This window comes from Ramlibacter aurantiacus, assembly GCF_016722895.1.
GTDB classification, from domain to species: domain Bacteria; phylum Pseudomonadota; class Gammaproteobacteria; order Burkholderiales; family Burkholderiaceae_C; genus Ramlibacter; species Ramlibacter aurantiacus.
In genome coordinates this window covers 391,435-407,343 of record NZ_JAEQNA010000002.1, presented here as the reverse complement: position 1 = coordinate 407,343, position 15,909 = coordinate 391,435, and the positions used below count along the sequence as shown (strand labels likewise).

The 15,909-nt window shown below is 70.6% G+C and carries 21 protein-coding genes; 19 read left to right on the top strand and 2 right to left on the bottom strand.

Annotated features, from left to right (window positions below):
* Positions 1-61 precede the first annotated feature (61 nt).
* From JI739_RS09770 to JI739_RS09755, 4 genes are all read left to right on the top strand, one after another.
* A complete protein-coding gene (locus tag JI739_RS09770) occupies positions 62-286 on the top strand; it encodes a hypothetical protein (RefSeq protein ID WP_201683693.1) in 225 nt (74 codons plus the stop codon).
* A 132-nt stretch (positions 287-418) separates the two neighbouring features.
* The gene (locus JI739_RS09765; RefSeq protein WP_201683692.1) at positions 419-634 is read left to right on the top strand and encodes a hypothetical protein; all 216 of its coding nucleotides are present in this window, start codon (positions 419-421) and stop codon (positions 632-634) included.
* A gap of 59 nt (positions 635-693) precedes the next feature.
* On the top strand, positions 694-1,137 hold the full coding sequence (locus tag JI739_RS09760; protein ID WP_201683691.1) for a BP74-related protein: 444 nt from the start codon (positions 694-696) through the stop codon (positions 1,135-1,137).
* Positions 1,138-1,223: 86 nt separating this feature from the next.
* Positions 1,224-1,889, top strand: a complete 666-nt coding sequence (locus JI739_RS09755; RefSeq protein ID WP_201683690.1) for a hypothetical protein — start codon at positions 1,224-1,226, stop codon at positions 1,887-1,889.
* A 4-nt stretch (positions 1,890-1,893) separates the two neighbouring features.
* On the opposite strand, the gene JI739_RS09750 is transcribed toward JI739_RS09755, so the two are convergent.
* On the bottom strand, positions 1,894-2,466 hold the full coding sequence (locus JI739_RS09750) for a putative pterin-binding protein (RefSeq protein ID WP_201683689.1): 573 nt from the start codon (positions 2,464-2,466) through the stop codon (positions 1,894-1,896).
* Positions 2,467-2,605: 139 nt separating this feature from the next.
* Between JI739_RS09750 and JI739_RS09745 the strand changes: the two genes are divergently transcribed.
* The 14 genes from JI739_RS09745 (at position 2,606) to JI739_RS09680 (ending at position 14,542) form a co-directional block, all read left to right on the top strand.
* Positions 2,606-3,112, top strand: a complete 507-nt coding sequence (locus tag JI739_RS09745) for a cupin domain-containing protein (protein WP_201683688.1) — start codon at positions 2,606-2,608, stop codon at positions 3,110-3,112.
* Positions 3,113-3,218: 106 nt separating this feature from the next.
* Positions 3,219-4,247, top strand: coding sequence for a sulfate ABC transporter substrate-binding protein (locus JI739_RS09740; protein ID WP_201683687.1), 1,029 nt, complete (start codon positions 3,219-3,221; stop codon positions 4,245-4,247).
* A 13-nt stretch (positions 4,248-4,260) separates the two neighbouring features.
* Positions 4,261-4,398 carry a hypothetical protein gene (locus JI739_RS09735; RefSeq protein WP_201683686.1) on the top strand — a complete coding sequence of 46 codons (138 nt, stop codon included), beginning with the start codon at positions 4,261-4,263 and terminating at the stop codon, positions 4,396-4,398.
* 177 nt (positions 4,399-4,575) lie between these two features.
* Complete coding sequence (locus JI739_RS09730) at positions 4,576-4,776, top strand: hypothetical protein (RefSeq protein WP_201683685.1); 201 nt, start codon at positions 4,576-4,578, stop codon at positions 4,774-4,776.
* Between the two features lie 94 nt (positions 4,777-4,870).
* Positions 4,871-5,185: a hypothetical protein gene (locus JI739_RS09725; protein ID WP_201683684.1), complete on the top strand. Its 315-nt coding sequence runs from the start codon at positions 4,871-4,873 to the stop codon at positions 5,183-5,185.
* 176 nt (positions 5,186-5,361) lie between these two features.
* Positions 5,362-7,314 carry a selenocysteine-specific translation elongation factor gene (selB, locus tag JI739_RS09720; protein WP_201683683.1) on the top strand — a complete coding sequence of 651 codons (1,953 nt, stop codon included), beginning with the start codon at positions 5,362-5,364 and terminating at the stop codon, positions 7,312-7,314.
* A 103-nt stretch (positions 7,315-7,417) separates the two neighbouring features.
* Positions 7,418-7,987: a molybdopterin-binding domain-containing protein gene (locus tag JI739_RS24960; protein ID WP_201683682.1), complete on the top strand. Its 570-nt coding sequence runs from the start codon at positions 7,418-7,420 to the stop codon at positions 7,985-7,987.
* 54 nt (positions 7,988-8,041) lie between these two features.
* Positions 8,042-10,696 carry a molybdopterin-dependent oxidoreductase gene (locus tag JI739_RS09710; RefSeq protein WP_201683681.1) on the top strand — a complete coding sequence of 885 codons (2,655 nt, stop codon included), beginning with the start codon at positions 8,042-8,044 and terminating at the stop codon, positions 10,694-10,696.
* Positions 10,697-10,712: 16 nt separating this feature from the next.
* Positions 10,713-11,501 (top strand): 4Fe-4S dicluster domain-containing protein, encoded by a 789-nt coding sequence (locus JI739_RS09705; RefSeq protein WP_201683680.1) that lies wholly within the window; start codon positions 10,713-10,715, stop codon positions 11,499-11,501.
* Between the two features lie 2 nt (positions 11,502-11,503).
* Complete coding sequence (gene nrfD / locus JI739_RS09700; protein WP_201683679.1) at positions 11,504-12,415, top strand: NrfD/PsrC family molybdoenzyme membrane anchor subunit; 912 nt, start codon at positions 11,504-11,506, stop codon at positions 12,413-12,415.
* Positions 12,412-12,642: a hypothetical protein gene (locus JI739_RS09695; protein ID WP_201683678.1), complete on the top strand. Its 231-nt coding sequence runs from the start codon at positions 12,412-12,414 to the stop codon at positions 12,640-12,642. The genes nrfD and JI739_RS09695 overlap by 4 nt, the downstream gene beginning before the upstream one ends.
* On the top strand, positions 12,639-13,532 hold the full coding sequence (locus JI739_RS09690; protein ID WP_201683677.1) for a formate dehydrogenase accessory protein FdhE: 894 nt from the start codon (positions 12,639-12,641) through the stop codon (positions 13,530-13,532). Before JI739_RS09695 ends, JI739_RS09690 begins: the two co-directional genes overlap by 4 nt.
* A gap of 4 nt (positions 13,533-13,536) precedes the next feature.
* Complete coding sequence (locus tag JI739_RS09685) at positions 13,537-13,881, top strand: hypothetical protein (protein ID WP_201683676.1); 345 nt, start codon at positions 13,537-13,539, stop codon at positions 13,879-13,881.
* 97 nt (positions 13,882-13,978) lie between these two features.
* A complete protein-coding gene (locus JI739_RS09680) occupies positions 13,979-14,542 on the top strand; it encodes a DUF1439 domain-containing protein (protein WP_201683675.1) in 564 nt (187 codons plus the stop codon).
* Between the two features lie 252 nt (positions 14,543-14,794).
* On the opposite strand, the gene JI739_RS09675 is transcribed toward JI739_RS09680, so the two are convergent.
* On the bottom strand, positions 14,795-15,370 hold the full coding sequence (locus JI739_RS09675) for a histidine phosphatase family protein (protein WP_201683674.1): 576 nt from the start codon (positions 15,368-15,370) through the stop codon (positions 14,795-14,797).
* A 175-nt stretch (positions 15,371-15,545) separates the two neighbouring features.
* Between JI739_RS09675 and JI739_RS09670 the strand changes: the two genes are divergently transcribed.
* The gene (locus tag JI739_RS09670; protein WP_201683673.1) at positions 15,546-15,905 is read left to right on the top strand and encodes a DUF3703 domain-containing protein; all 360 of its coding nucleotides are present in this window, start codon (positions 15,546-15,548) and stop codon (positions 15,903-15,905) included.
* Positions 15,906-15,909: the final 4 nt, after the last annotated feature.

Genomic DNA, 15,909 nt, shown 5'->3' with positions numbered 1-15,909 from the left:
CGTTGCCATGCCTGAACCAGCGTGTTACACCGTTGGCTCCGCAATTAACGAAGCGGCAGAGATGGCAGTCCTCACCAAGGTGTCGTGTCCCATGTGCGGCGAGCCCGAGGGCATTCGCCTGCTGTGGGGTTTCCCCAGTCTCGATGAACTGGAAGCCTATGGTCGCGCCGGTGGCGTGGTCATCGGCGGCTACGAGAGCCCCACGGACGCCGCCGATGGTCCGCCCGCCGACACCGAATGCCGGCATTGCGGCCATCGCTGGTTCTCGGGAGAGTGGCCCAGTTGAACCACGCGCCGGCTTGCATCCGTGGCCGTTGCACCACAAGACGCATCTGAATAGGCGTCGTCCTACGTCTCTCCTTTGCACGCAAGACCATATTGGACCAGCTGAGCTTGCAATCTCAGCAGGAGTCAACCGATGGGTCCATTGCCAATTGACCAGGAAAGCATGTTCGGCAGCCCGCTCGAACGCGCCGAAGGCCTGTTGACCGCATTCCGCTGGGCCGACACGCCGCAGGGGCACGACTTCTGGGAACAGCGCTTCTTCCAATTGATGAAAGCCAAGCTGCGCAAGCGGCAGGCGGACGAACGCGCAGGCCCCGAGTCGACACCGCCGGACAAGCCGCTCGCCTGACCCGTCCCCGCCGTGCGGGCCAGTTGACGCGGGGCGCACGCCGGACCAGATTCCGCTCCATGGTCCACTCGTTCCGTGTCTGGCTGATCGGGGCCTCGCTGCTGTTGTCTGCCTGCGGTGGCGGCTTCGTCTACTACAGCGACTTCGATTTCGACGACCCTGGCGAGGCCCACGCGTTTTTCGTTTTCCGGCTGCGCGGGCACGGGCCCGAACAGGAGTTCCGCGTACTGGCCCGCTCGGCGGAGTTCGTCCGGGGCGCGCGCGCCGAGCTGCGCCTGCCGCCGTCGGAACGGCGCTCCACGGTCGAAGGCCAGGTGGTTCCCGGCAGCGCCGGATTCAACGCCCCGTGGAGCTGGCACCTCGAGGACGTACGCCTCATCCATCCCCTGCCGCAGGCCTTCTGCGACGGGCTACCCACCGAGGTCCAGGCGCGGCTGACCGAGTGGGTCGAGCGCATCCAGCGCTTCTGCCCGTCGGCCGCGTTCGTCTGGTCCGAGGGGTGAACTGCCGCCGGGGCGGGAAAGCGCGAGCCCATGTCGCGCGTTCGTTGATCTACGCTTGCCGCCCGACCTTCCACTAGGAGACTTCGATGCGCCGTGCCCTTCCCTGGTTGATCGCAGCCGGCGGTGCCGCCGTGCTCACCGCCTGCGCCACCGGCTCGTCGCCGCCCGCCAACCCGATGAGCTACTTCATCACCAGCGCCAACCCGGGCAAGGGCGGCGACCTGGGCGGGCTTGCCGGGGCCGACCAGCACTGCCAGAAGCTGGCCACGGCGGCCGGCGCCGGCGGCAAGACCTGGCGCGCCTACCTGAGTGCGCCGGGCACCGGCGGCAGCCCGGCCGTGAACGCGCGCGACCGCATCGGCAAGGGTCCCTGGACCAACGCCCGGGGCGTGGTCGTCGCCCGCAATGTCGATGAGCTGCACGGCAACAACAACATCAATCGCGAGACGGCGCTGGATGAAAAAGGCGTGCGCATCCGCATGCGGCCCGACACACCCAACCAGCACGACATCCTCACCGGCTCGAACGCCGACGGCACGCTCTCGACGCAGGCGGCCGACACCACCTGCCGCGGCTGGACCAGCGGCACCGAGGGTTCTGCGATCGTCGGCCATGTGGACCGCACGGGCACCAACCCGGACCCGGTCCGCAACGTGTCGTGGAACTCCTCCCACGGCACGCCGGGCTGCAGCCCCGAGGCGCTGGCGCGGGTGGGCGGCGGCGGCCTGTTCTATTGCTTCGCGGCCAACTGACGGTTCAGCCCTGCACCTCGATGTGATAGAGCCCCCACGGACACAGCGCGAAGCGCTGGTCCACCGGCTTGGCCGCGTAGTCGGGAAACCGGTCCGCATCGAACACGGCCCATAGCGGGCCCAGCCCGCCCAGCGCCATGGGCTTGCCGTCGAGGTGCGTGGCGACGATGAAGCGGTACCTGTCGGCGTCGGCCAGGCTCAGCGATGGCGAGTAGCCGTCGATCGCGCGCAGCGTCAGTTGCTTGCCGGTGGCGCCGGCCGCCTGCAGCACGCGGGTCAACAGCGGCCCCTTGAGCGCGTGCCGCTTGCGGTCGTACTCCAGCGTGGGGCGGATGGTGATCGCCGGCAGCGTCATCAGGCTGCCGAAGTCGAAGGCCCGGGCCTTCTCGAAACTCAACTTCTGCTTGCCCATCATCTGGCCCAGCACCGGATCGAAGGGGCCACGGTTGGTGCGGGTGATGCCTCCCGTCACCGTCAGCAGCACGGGTCCCGCGCTGGAGGTGGCGGCCTGGGCCGACGCGGGCCAGGGCACGGCGGCGGCGGTGGCGAGCGCACCCAGAAAATGTCGTTTCTTCACGAAGGACTCCTGCTGCTGCGGATCGAGCGCCCATCATAGGCAGCAGGTCCTGCGTCCTCCATCGCCAACGTGGCCGGTCGCGGGCTGGGCGACCTCCAGGATGGCACCATCACGGGTCCGCCATCGACCCGGAGAGACCATGCCCACCACCCTCGACTCTTTGGCCCGTGACTGCCGCCAGGCCCTGGGTCGCGACGCCACGCCCACCGGTCGCCAGCAGGTCGTCGCCCACTTGCGAGCCGCCCTGCGCGATCCCGCTTTCGTGGCCGCGCAATTCGGCCCCGGCGCTCCCGAACGCCGCGTGCTGTACGAAGACGCCGAACTGGGCTTTTGCATCGTGGCCCACGCCTACACCGACGCCAAAGAGGGCGCGCCGCACGACCACGGCCCCTCGTGGGCGATCTATGGCCAGGCCCAGGGCGAGACCCTGATGACCGACTTCGCCGCCGTGGAACCCGCCACGCCCGAGCGTTGCGGCAAGGCCCGCCCCACCCGCAGCTATGCGCTGCGGCCCGGCGACGCCCACCTGTACAACGAGGGCGACCTGCATGCCCCCACGCGCCAGCAGCCGACCCGGCTGATCCGCATCGAAGGGGTGAACATGGACCGCGTGCGGCGGCTGAAATGGGAGGTGGCCGAGGCCTGATGCGCGAATAAGCAAATAGGCGTTAGCAGAGAACGAAACAATCGTTCCTGCCGAGGCTGGGTGACTGGAAGATCCGCGAACTGCGAACCTTCAGACACCAGCCACCATGCAACACCCGATCTCCCGACGCGCCGCCCTGGCCGGCACCGCCGCCCTGGCCTTGTCCGCGTCCGGCCTTACTCGGGCGCAGGCACCGTCGCCGCGACCGGTGACGCTGCTCAACGTCTCGTACGACCCGACGCGTGAGTTCTACGTCGAATTCAACCAGGCCTTCGCCCGCCACTGGAAGGCCAGGGCCGGCCAGGACGTGCAGGTGAAGCAGTCGCACGGCGGCTCGGGCAAGCAGGCGCGCAGCATCATCGACGGCCTCGACGCCGACGTCGCCACCCTGGCCCTGGCCTGGGATACCGACGCCCTGCACGCGCAGGCCCGGCTCATTCCCAGGGACTGGCAGAAGCGCCTGCCACACAACGCGTCGCCCTACACCTCCACCATCGTGCTGGTGGTGCGCCAGGGCAATCCCAAGGGCATCAAAAACTGGGACGACCTGGTGCGCCCCGGCATCAAGGTGATCACGCCCAATCCCAAGACTTCGGGCGGTGCGCGCTGGAACTACCTGGCCGCCTGGGAGTGGGCGCGCCGCAAGTACGGCAACACCGACAAGGCGCGCGAGTTCGTCGCCCGCCTGTACGACAACGTGCCCGTACTGGACACCGGTGCCCGCGGATCGTCGGTGAGCTTCGCACAGCGCAACATGGGTGACGTGTTGATCTCCTGGGAGAACGAGGCCTGGCTGCTGGAAAGAGAGTTCGGCGGCAAGGTCGACCTGGTGTACCCGAGCCTGAGCATCCTGGCCGAACCCGCGGTGACGCTGGTCGATCGCAACGTGGACCGCAGGGGCACCCGCGCCGTCGCCCAGGCCTATCTCGACTACCTCTATTCGGACGAAGGCCAGGACCTCGCCGGCAGGCACTTCTTCCGCCCCGTCTCGGCCAAGGCGCAAGCGGCGTACGCGCAGCGCTTTCCCAGGCTGAACCTGTTCACCATCGAGCAGGCCTTCGGCAGCTGGCAGCAGGCCGCGAAGGACCACTTCGCAGACGGCGCCAGCTTCGACCAGATCTACACGCGCAAGTAAGGGGGCCATGGGCATGCACTTCAATGAACAGTCGCCGACGCTTCACCCCGCCACCGACATTCGGCTGCAAGGCGCCATCGACCGACTGACGCTGGTGCTGCACTGTGCCGCTGGCGTGCTGGCGCTGCTCGTGGCCTGGGCGATGGGCTAACCCGGATCGTTCGCCCGCAGCGGTTGGCCGCCCCCTGCACCGCGGCCACGCCTGAGGTGGCGGTGCGCCTCCAACGGGCCGACTGCAACGAAGCATCCGGCGGCAGCCTCGACGGCCGAGTCACGCGCCGGCCATGCGGCGGCGGTTCAATGCAGCCGCAGCCCCGGAGAAATTGCCATGGATGTCAACCCTCTCGCCGTGATCCTTTTCAGTGGCCTGGTCGTCGGAGGCCTCGCGGCCGAGCTGGCCCTGTGGTGGAAGGACCGCTCGCCATCCGGGCCGCCGGCCCACGAACAGCCGGGCCGCCATCCTGCCCCCGGCCTGCCTCTCGAACGACACGGCGACGCGGCGTTTTCGCCCGCGAAGGCGAACGGTTGACGCCCTGCGGCAAGCGCCTTCCTCCGACGGTCGCGGCCGCGCAGCGGCACCCACAATGGGAGCTCAGGGGACCGTCCCCGTTTCCGAGAGGACCATGCGCACACTCGTTTCTGCCTATCCGGAATCCGTTTACACCTCGGTCGCCAAGCTCGCCCGCAGCGTCATCGACGCACCCGCGGGCCCGGAAGGGGTGCCCTGCGTGTATGCCGAGATCGAGCACGTCGATGGCCGGGCCGCCCTCGTGGCCAGGACCTGCGACGAGTCGCAGACCACGCTGCTGCTGCTGCCCGAGACCGACCCGCAGCGGCTGCAGGCGGCGCTGGACTACCTGACCGAGCGGCTCACGGCCATCGGGCTCACGGTGGTGAAGGACGAACGGGAGCTGGAGCCGCAAGACCTCGTGCATTGACCGTCCACCGGCAGCCCAGCCATCGCGAGGTGGGGCCAGCGCGATCGCCGGTCGAGTTGGCCGCGGTTTCGGTGGGGGCGCCACCGGCGTTGCACCGCCCCACGCGCCGCGGGGGCTGAAGTAGAGTGCCCCATGCGCCATCCGATTGACCGCTGCCCACGGCGGCCGCCGGGACGATGATCGTCGCGACGGCCGGCCACATCGACCACGGCAAGACGCTGCTGGTGCGCACCATCACCGGCGTCGACACCGATCGCCTGCCCGAGGAAAAGGCCCGCGGCATCTCGATCGACCTCGGCTTCGCCTATGGCTCGCCCGGGGGCGGCCCGCTCATCGGATTCGTCGACGTCCCCGGGCACGAACGCTTCGTGCGCAACATGGTGGCGGGCGTCTGCGGCATCGACTTCGCGCTCGTCGTGGTCGCCGCCGACGACGGCGTGATGCCGCAGACGGTGGAGCACGTGCAGATCCTCGACCTGCTGCAGGTCCGCGCCGGCCTGGTGGTCATGACCAAGATCGACCGTGCCGATGCCGCACGACGCGCGCAGGTGCGCGGGCAGATCGATGCGCTCCTCGCCGGCACCACGCTGGCGGGCCTGCGCACGGTGGAAGCGTCGCCGCTCACCGGGGAAGGCATGGACGCGGTCGTTTCCGCCCTGTGCGCCGCGGCCGGGGCGACGCCCGAACGCTGGCAGCCGGGGCACCACTTCCGCTTCGCCGTCGATCGCGCCTTCACCATCGACGGCAGCGGCACGGTCGTGACCGGCACCGTCTTCAGCGGCGAGGCTGCCATCGGCGACCGCCTGCTGGCCTCGCCCGGCGGCCTGGCCGCGCGCGTGCGCCGGCTGCGCGTGCATGCCCAGGAGGTGGAGCGGGTGCGGGCGGGCGATCGCTGTGCCATCAACCTCGCCGGCATGTCGCTGGAGGACGTGTCGCGCGGCGACTGGATCGTGACGGCTGCGGTCCACCGGCCCAGTTCGCGGCTGGATGTCGCCCTCCGGCTGCTCCCCGGGGCGCAGCTGCCGGGGCCGGCGGCGCGGGTGCACCTGCACCACGGCTGCCGGCACGTCATGGCCCGGGTGGTGCCGATCGCCGCCGCGCCGGCGTCGGGCCCGGGTGGCCCTGGACTGGCCCGACTCATCGTCGACGAACCCTTGCCGGCCTTGCACGGCGACCGCTTCATCGTGCGCGACCCCACGGCCCAGCGCACGCTCGGCGGGGGCGTGGTGCTGGATCCGTTCACACGGGTCCGCGGGGGGCGCGCACAGCGGCTGGCTACGCTCGAGGCGCTGGCACGACCCGGCGTCGGGCAGGCGCTGGCGGGCCTGCTGGAAAGCCCGGCCGGCGTCGATCTCGACCGGTTCGAGCTGATGTTCAACCTCGCGCCGCCGGCCACGCAGGCGCTGCTGGACGCGCTGGGCGTGGTGGTGATCGGCCGCCAGCCGCGCATCGGCATCACGCGCGAGCGCCATGCGTTGTGGGAACGGGCGACGCATGCGTGCCTGGAGGCGTTCCATGCGCAGCACCCCGCCGTCACCGGCATGCGCATCAAGGAACTGCGCGACCGCGTCGAGCCGTCGCTCGCCCTGCCGGCTTTCGAAGCCTTGCTGCATGCGGGCTCGCTGTCGCGCCGTGTCGCCATGCGCAACGGCGTCGCCCGCCTGGCCGAGCACGACGTGGCGGCGAACCCCGCCGACCGCGCCCTGTGGGAGGCCGTCTACCCGCTGCTGCGCGGCGCCGGCGGCTCCATCGCGAGCGCACTGCCTCGCACGCAGGAACTCGCGCAGGCGGCCCGCGTGGATCCGCGCGCGCTGGCCGAGATGCTGTATCGCCGGCGCGCCGCGGGGATGGTGCACCGGGTGGGCGCCGACCGCTTCTGCCTGCGCACCACGCTGTCGGCCCTGGCGACGACCGCCGGGGCGGTGGCCCGTTCATCTCCGGACGGCAGCTTCACGGTGGCGCAGTTCCGCGATGCGATCGGCACCGGCCGCGGACTCGCCATCGAGATCCTCGAGTGCCTGGATGGCGTCGGCGCCACACGCCGCGTGGGCGAGGTGCGCCGCATGCGAGATGAACACCTGCACCTGCTCGAAGACCCGCCGGCCGCCGCACCCGCGTGCGCCCGGTGACAGAAGTTGCACAAAGCAAGCGTGGCCCACGGAAGCCGCGATTGCCCCTAGCATGGATCGTCGGTCCGGCCTCCACGGGACCGCACCACCCCAGGAGCGACAGATGGGCATCACACGACGCGACTTCGGCAGGCTGCTCGCCAGCGGCGGCACGGCCGTGAGCGCCCTGGCGGGCGCCGGCCTGACCCTGGCGCCGGCGACCGCGCGCGCGCAGCAACTTCGCATCCGCCATGCCAAGGCCACGCCGAGCATCTGCCCGTTCTGCGCGGTGGGTTGCGCCACGCTGATCCACACGGTCGATGGCCAGGTGGTCAACATCGAAGGCGATTCACGCAGCCCGCACAGCGAAGGCACGCTGTGCCCCAAGGGAGCGGCCATTTTCCAGCTGCACGTCAACCCGAACCGGCCCACGCAGGTGCTGCACCGGGCGCCGGGCGCGGCCGAGTGGGAGGTGTGGGACCTGGAGCGGGCGATGGGCCGCGTGGCCGAGCTGACGAAGAAAACGCGCGACGAGACCTTCATCGAACGGCTCGGCGACGGCAAGCAGGTCAACTGCACCACCTCGATCTTTTCGCTCGGCGGCGCCACGCTGGACAACGAGTGGAACCATATCCAGCAGAAGCTGATGCGCGGCCTGGGCATCGTGCCCATCGAAAACCAGGCGCGAATATGACATAGCGCAAGTGTCCCCGGTCTGGGGACCAGGCTCGGCCGCGGTGCGGCCACCATGTATCCGCGATCGATGGAGGACTCGGACTGCGTGCTGGTCATGGGCTCCAACATGGCGGAGAACCATCCGGTGGCCTTCCGCTGGCCCATGAAGGCGAAGGTCGAGCATGGCGCCAAGCTGATCCACGTCGATCCGCGGTTCACGCGAACGAGCGCCATGGCCGACATCTACGCGCCCTTGCGCGCGGGCTCGGACATCGCCTTCCTCGGCGGGCTGGTCAACTTCGTGCTGAACAGCCCGCGCTGGAACCAGGACCCGTTCTTCCGCACCTTCGTGGCCACCTACACCAACGCCGCCACCCTCATCACCCGCGACTTCCGCGACACCGAGGCCCTGGAGGGCGTCTTCTCGGGACTGATGGCCTACACCGGTGACGCGAAGGAGTGGCCGTTCAACGGCTTTGTCGGCGAGTACGAATCGTCTTCGTGGCGCTACGACCGGCCCGGGGGCGCGTCGGGCGGTGCCGCCCCCGACCGCCAGCGCGGCGGGCCGCGTGAATCGGCGCGTGAGGACGGCGGCGGCCCCGAGGAACCACGCAGCTTGAAGGCCGAGTCCCTCGCGGCCAAGGGGCCGCCCTACGACGACATGGTGCAGGCCCTGGTGCCGCCGCCTGCGCTGCGGGACGAGACGCTGGCCGACCCGCGTTGCGTGCTGCAGGTCGTGCGCCGCCACTTCGCGCGCTACACGCCGGAGATGGTCGAGCAGGTGACCGGCTGCCCGCGCGACACCTTCGTGCGCGTGGCCCAGACCCTGCTCGACAACTCGGGCGCCGAGCGGACCACCTCGATCGCCTACGCCGTGGCCTGGACGCAGCACACCTACGGGGTGCAGATCATCAGCTGCGCGGCGCTGCTGCAGCTGCTGCTGGGCAACGTGGGGCGTCCCGGCGCCGGCATCGTGGCCCTGCGCGGCCACGCGTCGATCCAGGGCTCCACCGACATCCCGACGCTGTACCACTCGATCCACGGCTACATGTCCCACCCCTCGGCCCTGGAGCCCCACGCCACGCTGGGCGACTGGCTGGCCAAGGAGACCAAGCCCACCGGCTACTGGGCCAACACGCCCAAGTTCATGGTGTCGTACCTGAAGTCGATGTACGGCGCGGCGGCCACGCGCGAGAACGACTTCGGCTACGCCTGGCACCCCAAGATCATCGGCGACCACTCGCACATGCCCATGTTCGTGGCGATGAACGAGGGCCGGGTCAAGGGCATGTTCTGCATCGGCCAGAACCCCGCGACCTCGCTCAACGCCAAGCTCGAGCGTTCCGGCCTGCGCAAGCTGGAGTGGCTGGTCGTGAAGGACAACTGGCTGCACGAGACCGCGATGTTCTGGAAGACGGCGCCCGAGGTGCGTGCCGGGGAAATCGCCACCGCCGACATCGCCACCGAGGTCTTCTTCTTCCCGTCGGCGCAGGTGGCCGAATACGACGGCAGCTTCACCAACACCCAGCGCATGCTGCAGTGGCACTACAAGGCCGCCGAGCCGCCGGGGGACTGCCGCTCGGACATGTACTTCACCTACGAGCTGGGCAAGCGGCTGAAGAAGCTCTATGCCGACTCGAAGCTGCCGCGCGACGAGGGATTCCAGCACCTGGTGTGGGCGTACGAATCGGACGATCCACGCGCCCGCCAGCGCGGCGAGCCCTCGTCCGAGAAGATCCTCAAGGAGATCAACGGCTACTTCAGCGCCGACCCCGGGCGCCACCTCAGCGGCCCGGAAGACCTGGCCGACGACGGCTCGACCAGCTGCGCCTCGTGGATCTACTGCGGCGTGTTCCCGTCGCCGGGCGAGAACCGCTCGGCCAACCGCGAGGCCGACAAGCCCGGCGTGCCCGGCGCGCAGCTGGGCTGGGGCTTCGCCTGGCCCTCGAACCGGCGCATCCTGTACAACCGCGCCTCCGCGGACCCGCAGGGGCGGCCCTGGAGCGAGCGCAAGAAGTACGTCTGGTGGGACGAGGCGCAGGGCAAGTGGGTCGGCCTGGACGTGCCGGACTTCCCGACCGACAAGCCACCCACCGCCAAGGCCAAGCCGGGCGCGACCGGCATGGACGCGCTGTCGGGCACCGATGCCTTCATCCTCAAGCCCGACGGGGTGGGCTGGCTGTACGTGCCCGAGGGGCTGGTGGACGGCCCCCTGCCCACGCACTACGAGCCGGCCGAATCGGCCGTGCGCAACCCGCTGTACAAGCAGCAGTCCAGCCCGGTGCTCAAGTACTGGAAGGTCGACGGCAACCCGCTGGCCGAGGTCGCCGACCCACGCTTTCCGCACGTGATCACCACCTACCGGCTGACCGAGCACTACCTGTCGGGCGCGATGAGCCGATGGAACCCGTGGCTCACCGAGTTGCAGCCCGAACTGTTCGTCGAGCTGTCGCCGGAGCTGGCGCGCGAGAAGGGCATCGGCAACCTGGACCGCGTGCGCATCACCAGCCCACGCGCCACCGTGCATGCCAAGGCGCTGGTGACGCGGCGCATGCGGCCGCTGACGATCGCCGGTCGCACCGTGCACCAGGTCGGCCTGCCCTTCCACTGGGGCTGGGAAGGCCTGAGCACCGGCGACGCGGCCAACGAGATGAGCGCGCTGGTGGGTGATCCGAACGTCACCATCCACGAAGGCAAGGCCTTCGTGTGCAACATCCAGAAGGCGTGAAGCAGGAGCAGCGACGATGGCCGAACCCATGGGTTTTTTCACCGACCCCACGGTCTGCATCGGCTGCAAGGCCTGCGAGGTCGCGTGCAAGCAATGGAACCAGCTGCCCGCGCTGGACGACGAGCGCACCACGCTGTCGGGCGACAGCTACGACAACACGCGAAAGCTCGACGGCACGCACTGGCGGCACGTGAAGTTCGTCGAGCAGTTCGAGGAAGACCGGCGCGACGGCCGCTGGACCATGCTCAGCGACGTCTGCAAGCACTGCGTGCAGGCCGCCTGCCTGGAGGTGTGCCCGACCAACGCGATCATCCGCACCGAATTCGACACCGTCGTCATCCAGTCGGACACCTGCAACGGCTGCAAGGCCTGCATCGGCGCCTGCCCGTTCGGCGTCATCGACATCAACCCGGTGTCCAACACCGCACAGAAATGCACGCTGTGCTACGACCGGCTGCAGGCCGGCATGGAGCCGGCGTGTTCGCAGGCCTGCCCCACCGATTCGATCGTATTCGGGCCGGTGCGCGAGCTGCGCGAGCGTGCGGCCCGCCGCGTGGACCAGCTGCACGCGGCCGGCGAACAGCGCGCGGTGCTGTACGGCGCCGACGAGCAGATGCTGGGCGGGCTGAACGCGTTCTTCCTGCTGGTGGACAAGCCCGAGGTGTACGGCCTGCCGCCCGACCCGAAGATGCCCAGCCGCAACCTCGCCCCCGGCGCGTGGGCCACGGTGCTGGGCGCGCTGGTCGTCGGCCTGGTCAGCCTGTTCAACTTCCGCGAGCGTCGCGGCGATGACGAGGGAGCCTGACCATGGTCGGCGCACCCAGCAGCACCTGGTTCACCGCCTCGCCGCACTGGCACTGGCTGATCGTCCTGTACTTCATCCTGGGCGCGCTGGCCGGTGGCACCTATTTCCTCTCGGCCATGATCGACCTGACGCGGCGCGAAGCCGACCGGCGCCTGGCGCGGCTGGGCTACTACATCACCCTGCCCCTGCTGCTGGTCATCGGTGTCGTGCTCATCGTCGACCTGGCGCGGCCGGACCGGTTCTGGCACCTGCTGGTCGCCAACCACACGCTGCGGCCGATGTTCAAGTGGTGGGTGCCGATGTCGACCGGTTCATGGGCCGTTCCGCTGCTGGGGTTTTTCTCGCTGCTGTCCTTCGTCGCGTCGTTCGCCGAGCACCGCCGCCCGGACTGGCGCACCGCGCGGCGCCTGCGGCCGCCCGGCTGGCTCGGTGTCCTGGTGGCCGTGCCGGGCGCGCTTGTCGCGCTGTACGTCACCGGCTACACGGGCGTGATGCTGTCGGTGCTGAACCGGCCCGTGTGGTCCGACACGCCCCTGTTCGGGCTGCTGTTCGTCGTGTCCGCCGTCACCATGTCCGCTGCGCTGCTGACCCTGGGCGCTCGCTGGCTGCGTTGGCAGAGTCCTGCCGTGGCGGCGCTGCACCGCATCTGGGTGTGGCTGCTGGTCGTGCAGGTCGCGGTGCTGGTTGCGCTGTTCGTCTCGCTCGGGCCGGCGGCCCGCGGCTGGCTGAACGTCTGGGGCGTGGTGCTGGCCCTGGGCATCGCCATCGGGATCGTGCTGCCGCTGCTGGCTGCGATGCGCCGCCGCGGATCGCGCGCCGAAGCGGGCCTGCCCCTGGCCGCGGCCCTGGTGCTGGCGGGCGGCTTCATGGTCCGCGCGGCCGTCGTGTTCGTGCCCGAGGCGAATACGCCATGAGGGCGCTGCTGGTCATCGCGTTCGTGGCGCTGCTGTCCGCGTGCGAGAGTCCGGAGGCCACGCGTACCCGCGGCGGCGGGCCGGGCGGCGACATCGGCAACCGGCCAGAGAGCACGGTGCGCATGCACGAGGGCTCGCGCCCCTACTACCACACCCCCCGGCTGGTGCCGACCGAGCCGCCCTCGCTGGATCCGGCCAGGCACGCGCGTGGGGTCGGCCCGCCATGAGCGCGGCGCAGCGGCTGGACGCGCTGGCCCAGGCGCACCCCGAATGGTCGGGATGGCTGCGCGTGGTGCGCGAACTCGCCCCCGGGCTGAGCGATCCGGCTTGGGACGCCGACCCGCCGCACGCCGGGCGGCCGTCCGATGCCGCGCCGATGCTGGCGGGGGCGACGCTGCAGCCCGATGGGCGCGCCCTTGCGCGGCTGCTGGATCGGTTGGCCGGCGTCGCGCAGGCGCAAGGCCTGCAGGCGCTGGCCGGCACGGCTCGGCCGGGGCGAACCACCTCACCCGACGAGGCGCTGGCGGTGTTCCTGGCGGCGCTCGACGACGACCCCCAGGAGCTGGGGCGGTGGGCGTCGCGCACGGGTGCCACGCCGGAGGGCGCGCGCGCCCTGGCCCAGCTGCTGCCCATGCCCTATCTGCACGGCTGCGCGCGGGCCTGGTCGTCCACTGCCCGGGGCGCCGCCTGGTCGCACGGTCACTGCCCGGTGTGCGGCGCGTGGCCGGCATTCGCCGAGGTGCGCGGCATCGAGCGCACGCGCCACCTGCGCTGCGGGCGCTGCGGCGCCGGCTGGCCGATGCCGGCCCTGGCGTGCACCTACTGCGGCATGAGGGACCACGAGAGGCTCGGCACCCTGTCGGTCGACGACAAGGCGGCGAGGTTCGCGCTCGAGGTGTGCCATGCCTGCATGGGCTATCTCAAGTCCTGCACGACGCTGCAGCCCACGCCATCGGACGAAGTGATCGTGACCGACCTCGCGAGCGTGGAGTTCGACATCGCGGCGGTGGAGCGAGGCTTCCTGCGCCCGCCCGGGCACGGCGCCTCGCTGCGCGCCTCGCTGGGCACCGCCGCGAAGGCGCCTGCGCCGGCACCCGCGCGACGCGGGTGGTCGTGACTTCATGACGCAGGCCACGCCGCGCCCGGCCCATGTGTGCGCTGCCCTGCTGGCCGCGCTCGAGGCGTCCGAGGGGCGCAGCCGCGCCCGCAAGCGCGACCAGACCGCGGATGCGATCGGGCTGTCTGTCCGGCGCGGGCTGCTCGAGCGGGCCGTGCGCGACGACCCCGAGCCGGACGCCTTCGAGCCCTGGCTCCTCGAGCACGTGGAGGCGAGCGAGGACGCCGGTGCCGCGCTCGCGATGGCCCGCGCGATCCTGGACGAATGGCGGCTGGCGCACCGGGTGCGGGCCTTCGCCGACTGGCTGGAGCAGGGGGCGCCCAGCGCCGATGCGCCGCGCCGCGGTTGACCCCGCTCCCGGCGGCCGTCGGCCGGCGCGGCCGCTGCGCGGGGACCAGCCGCTGGCAACGTGCGCCGGCGACGTCATCGCGCACAATGCCCGGTCGATGCAACGACGGCAGTTCCTCCTGGCATGGGTCGCGATCGTGCCGGCCGCCTGCCTGCACGCGCAGGACGATTCCCCGCGTCCTCGCCTGCGCGTGTCCGCGCAGCGCCTGCACGCCATGCTGTCCCAGCGCTTCCCGGTGGGAGCCGGCGTGCCCGGCCTGCTGCAGGTGCGGGTGAGTGCACCGCGCCTGCTGCTGCGGCCGGTCACCAACCAGATCGGCGCCTCGCTGGTGGCGCAAGCGCTGGGGCCGGCGATCGGACAGCTTCCTCCCGGCGAGGTCGACCTGCTGTTCAGCCTTCGCTACGAACGGCGTGACAAGACCTTGCGCGCGCACCAGCCCGAGGTGATCGAACTGCGTTGGCCGGGCCTGCCACCCGAGATCGGCATGGCCCTGCGGCAGGCGCTGCCCGCCATCGCGAGAGAGGCTGTGGGCGAGCTCGTGCTGCACTCGTTCACCGATCAAGAGCTGGCGCTCGCCGAAACGATGGGCTTCGAGCCGGAGACGTTCACGGTGCAGGGCGACGGGCTGATGGTGAACTTCGGTCTGAAGCCGCTGCGGTAGGCGCTCGGGGCGTGTGGAACGCCCCGGTGCGTTCATCCAACGTTCATGTCTTCGGGCGAGCATCTGCACATGCACAAGCCTGTCAGACCATTGGCACCGGTGGACCGCCCGAGCCGGGCTGTGAACGACCTGCAGTACTGGAGTGAGCTGCTGCGGGTCGATGCCGAGCATCTGCGTCGCTCCCGAGCCCCCGGGCCACAAGAGGCCGCACCTGCCCCCCCGGCCCAGCCGACCGGGCAGGACGGCGGGTAGCTAGGACGGGGCGGCCAGCCGGCCGGCGACCTGGAAGTCGCCTCCGGCTTGCGGGCTCAACACCACCATCTCGCCCTGGTCGGGGAGAACGCCGGTCAGGGCCGAGATGGTCGATCCGTGCGTCACCATGAAGACATTGCCGCCACCTGCGCCGGTGATCAGCCGGCGAAGTTCCGCCACCTGCCCGCTGACCCGCTCGGGGCGGCCGAAGACGTTACCCAGCGCAGGCTCGACCACAGGCTCGCGACCGAAGGCAAGCCGCGCGGTCTCCAGGCAGCGGCACCAGGGGCTGGACAGCACGCGCTCCATCGGAATGCCACGGGCACGCAGCAGTTGCCCGAGCCGCCGTGCGTCTCGCCGACCTTCATCGCTCAGGTTGCGTTGCGTGCGGCACTCGCCCAACACGAAGCCCGGTGGATCGCCCGCACCCGGCGGGGTCGCTGCGTGCCGCAACAACACCACCTGGCCGCCACCTTGCAGCAGCCGCCACAGCGACGCCTCATCGGCGCGCGCGGCGCCGAGCACCGGCAAGCCCGGGCACAAGAGCAGATGGCGCAGCACCGCGCGACGGTCCATGAACGTTCTCCTTGGGCGAGTCGATCGCCAGCGCCAAAGCATGCCCCAAGCGACCCGGATCCGGCCGCTTCCCGTCCTTGAATGAAAGGGCTGCGCGCGCAGCCCTTTCATTCAAGCCGGCGTGCCCGCGCAAACGAAGAATCGGCAGCCTCCCTTCACCGATTCGAGGTTCCACATGTCTTCCTTCTCTCGTCGCATCCGGCCGCATGTGCAGGCCGAGCTCGATGCCGCCACCGCTGCAGAAGCCCGCGGCGAACCCGGCACCGCGTTCCGCCACCTGGAGCGCGCGCACGTGCTGGGACAGGCCGCCACGGGCCTTCACCTGCGCGTGCACCTGCGCATGCTCGGGCTTGCCTGGAGGCAACGCCGGCCTGCCGAAGCCTGGGCCCAGGCCTGGCGCTCGATCGCGGCCCTGGTGTTCACGCCCGTGGGCCTGCTGCCGACGGGCAACACCGGCGGTGCCGGCGTGAGCGCCTTGCGCCCCTTGCCCGTGGACCCCGAGCTGGGCCGGCTGATCGACGCGGCCCGCCGCTGAGCCG

Excerpts from the sequence above, each read along its gene's own strand:
- JI739_RS09770 (WP_201683693.1), top strand. The coding sequence starts at position 62 with ATGGCAGTCCTCACCAAGGTGTCGTGTCCCATGTGCGGCGAGCCCGAG.
- JI739_RS09765 (WP_201683692.1), top strand. The coding sequence starts at position 419 with ATGGGTCCATTGCCAATTGACCAGGAAAGCATGTTCGGCAGCCCGCTC.
- JI739_RS09760 (WP_201683691.1), top strand. The coding sequence starts at position 694 with ATGGTCCACTCGTTCCGTGTCTGGCTGATCGGGGCCTCGCTGCTGTTG.
- JI739_RS09755 (WP_201683690.1), top strand. The coding sequence starts at position 1,224 with ATGCGCCGTGCCCTTCCCTGGTTGATCGCAGCCGGCGGTGCCGCCGTG.
- JI739_RS09745 (WP_201683688.1), top strand. The coding sequence starts at position 2,606 with ATGCCCACCACCCTCGACTCTTTGGCCCGTGACTGCCGCCAGGCCCTG.
- JI739_RS09740 (WP_201683687.1), top strand. The coding sequence starts at position 3,219 with ATGCAACACCCGATCTCCCGACGCGCCGCCCTGGCCGGCACCGCCGCC.
- JI739_RS09735 (WP_201683686.1), top strand. The coding sequence starts at position 4,261 with ATGCACTTCAATGAACAGTCGCCGACGCTTCACCCCGCCACCGACATT.
- JI739_RS09730 (WP_201683685.1), top strand. The coding sequence starts at position 4,576 with ATGGATGTCAACCCTCTCGCCGTGATCCTTTTCAGTGGCCTGGTCGTC.
- JI739_RS09725 (WP_201683684.1), top strand. The coding sequence starts at position 4,871 with ATGCGCACACTCGTTTCTGCCTATCCGGAATCCGTTTACACCTCGGTC.
- selB (WP_201683683.1), top strand. The coding sequence starts at position 5,362 with ATGATCGTCGCGACGGCCGGCCACATCGACCACGGCAAGACGCTGCTG.
- JI739_RS24960 (WP_201683682.1), top strand. The coding sequence starts at position 7,418 with ATGGGCATCACACGACGCGACTTCGGCAGGCTGCTCGCCAGCGGCGGC.
- JI739_RS09710 (WP_201683681.1), top strand. The coding sequence starts at position 8,042 with ATGTATCCGCGATCGATGGAGGACTCGGACTGCGTGCTGGTCATGGGC.
- JI739_RS09705 (WP_201683680.1), top strand. The coding sequence starts at position 10,713 with ATGGCCGAACCCATGGGTTTTTTCACCGACCCCACGGTCTGCATCGGC.
- nrfD (WP_201683679.1), top strand. The coding sequence starts at position 11,504 with ATGGTCGGCGCACCCAGCAGCACCTGGTTCACCGCCTCGCCGCACTGG.
- JI739_RS09695 (WP_201683678.1), top strand. The coding sequence starts at position 12,412 with ATGAGGGCGCTGCTGGTCATCGCGTTCGTGGCGCTGCTGTCCGCGTGC.
- JI739_RS09690 (WP_201683677.1), top strand. The coding sequence starts at position 12,639 with ATGAGCGCGGCGCAGCGGCTGGACGCGCTGGCCCAGGCGCACCCCGAA.
- JI739_RS09685 (WP_201683676.1), top strand. The coding sequence starts at position 13,537 with ATGACGCAGGCCACGCCGCGCCCGGCCCATGTGTGCGCTGCCCTGCTG.
- JI739_RS09680 (WP_201683675.1), top strand. The coding sequence starts at position 13,979 with ATGCAACGACGGCAGTTCCTCCTGGCATGGGTCGCGATCGTGCCGGCC.
- JI739_RS09675 (WP_201683674.1), bottom strand. The coding sequence starts at position 15,370 with ATGGACCGTCGCGCGGTGCTGCGCCATCTGCTCTTGTGCCCGGGCTTG.
- JI739_RS09670 (WP_201683673.1), top strand. The coding sequence starts at position 15,546 with ATGTCTTCCTTCTCTCGTCGCATCCGGCCGCATGTGCAGGCCGAGCTC.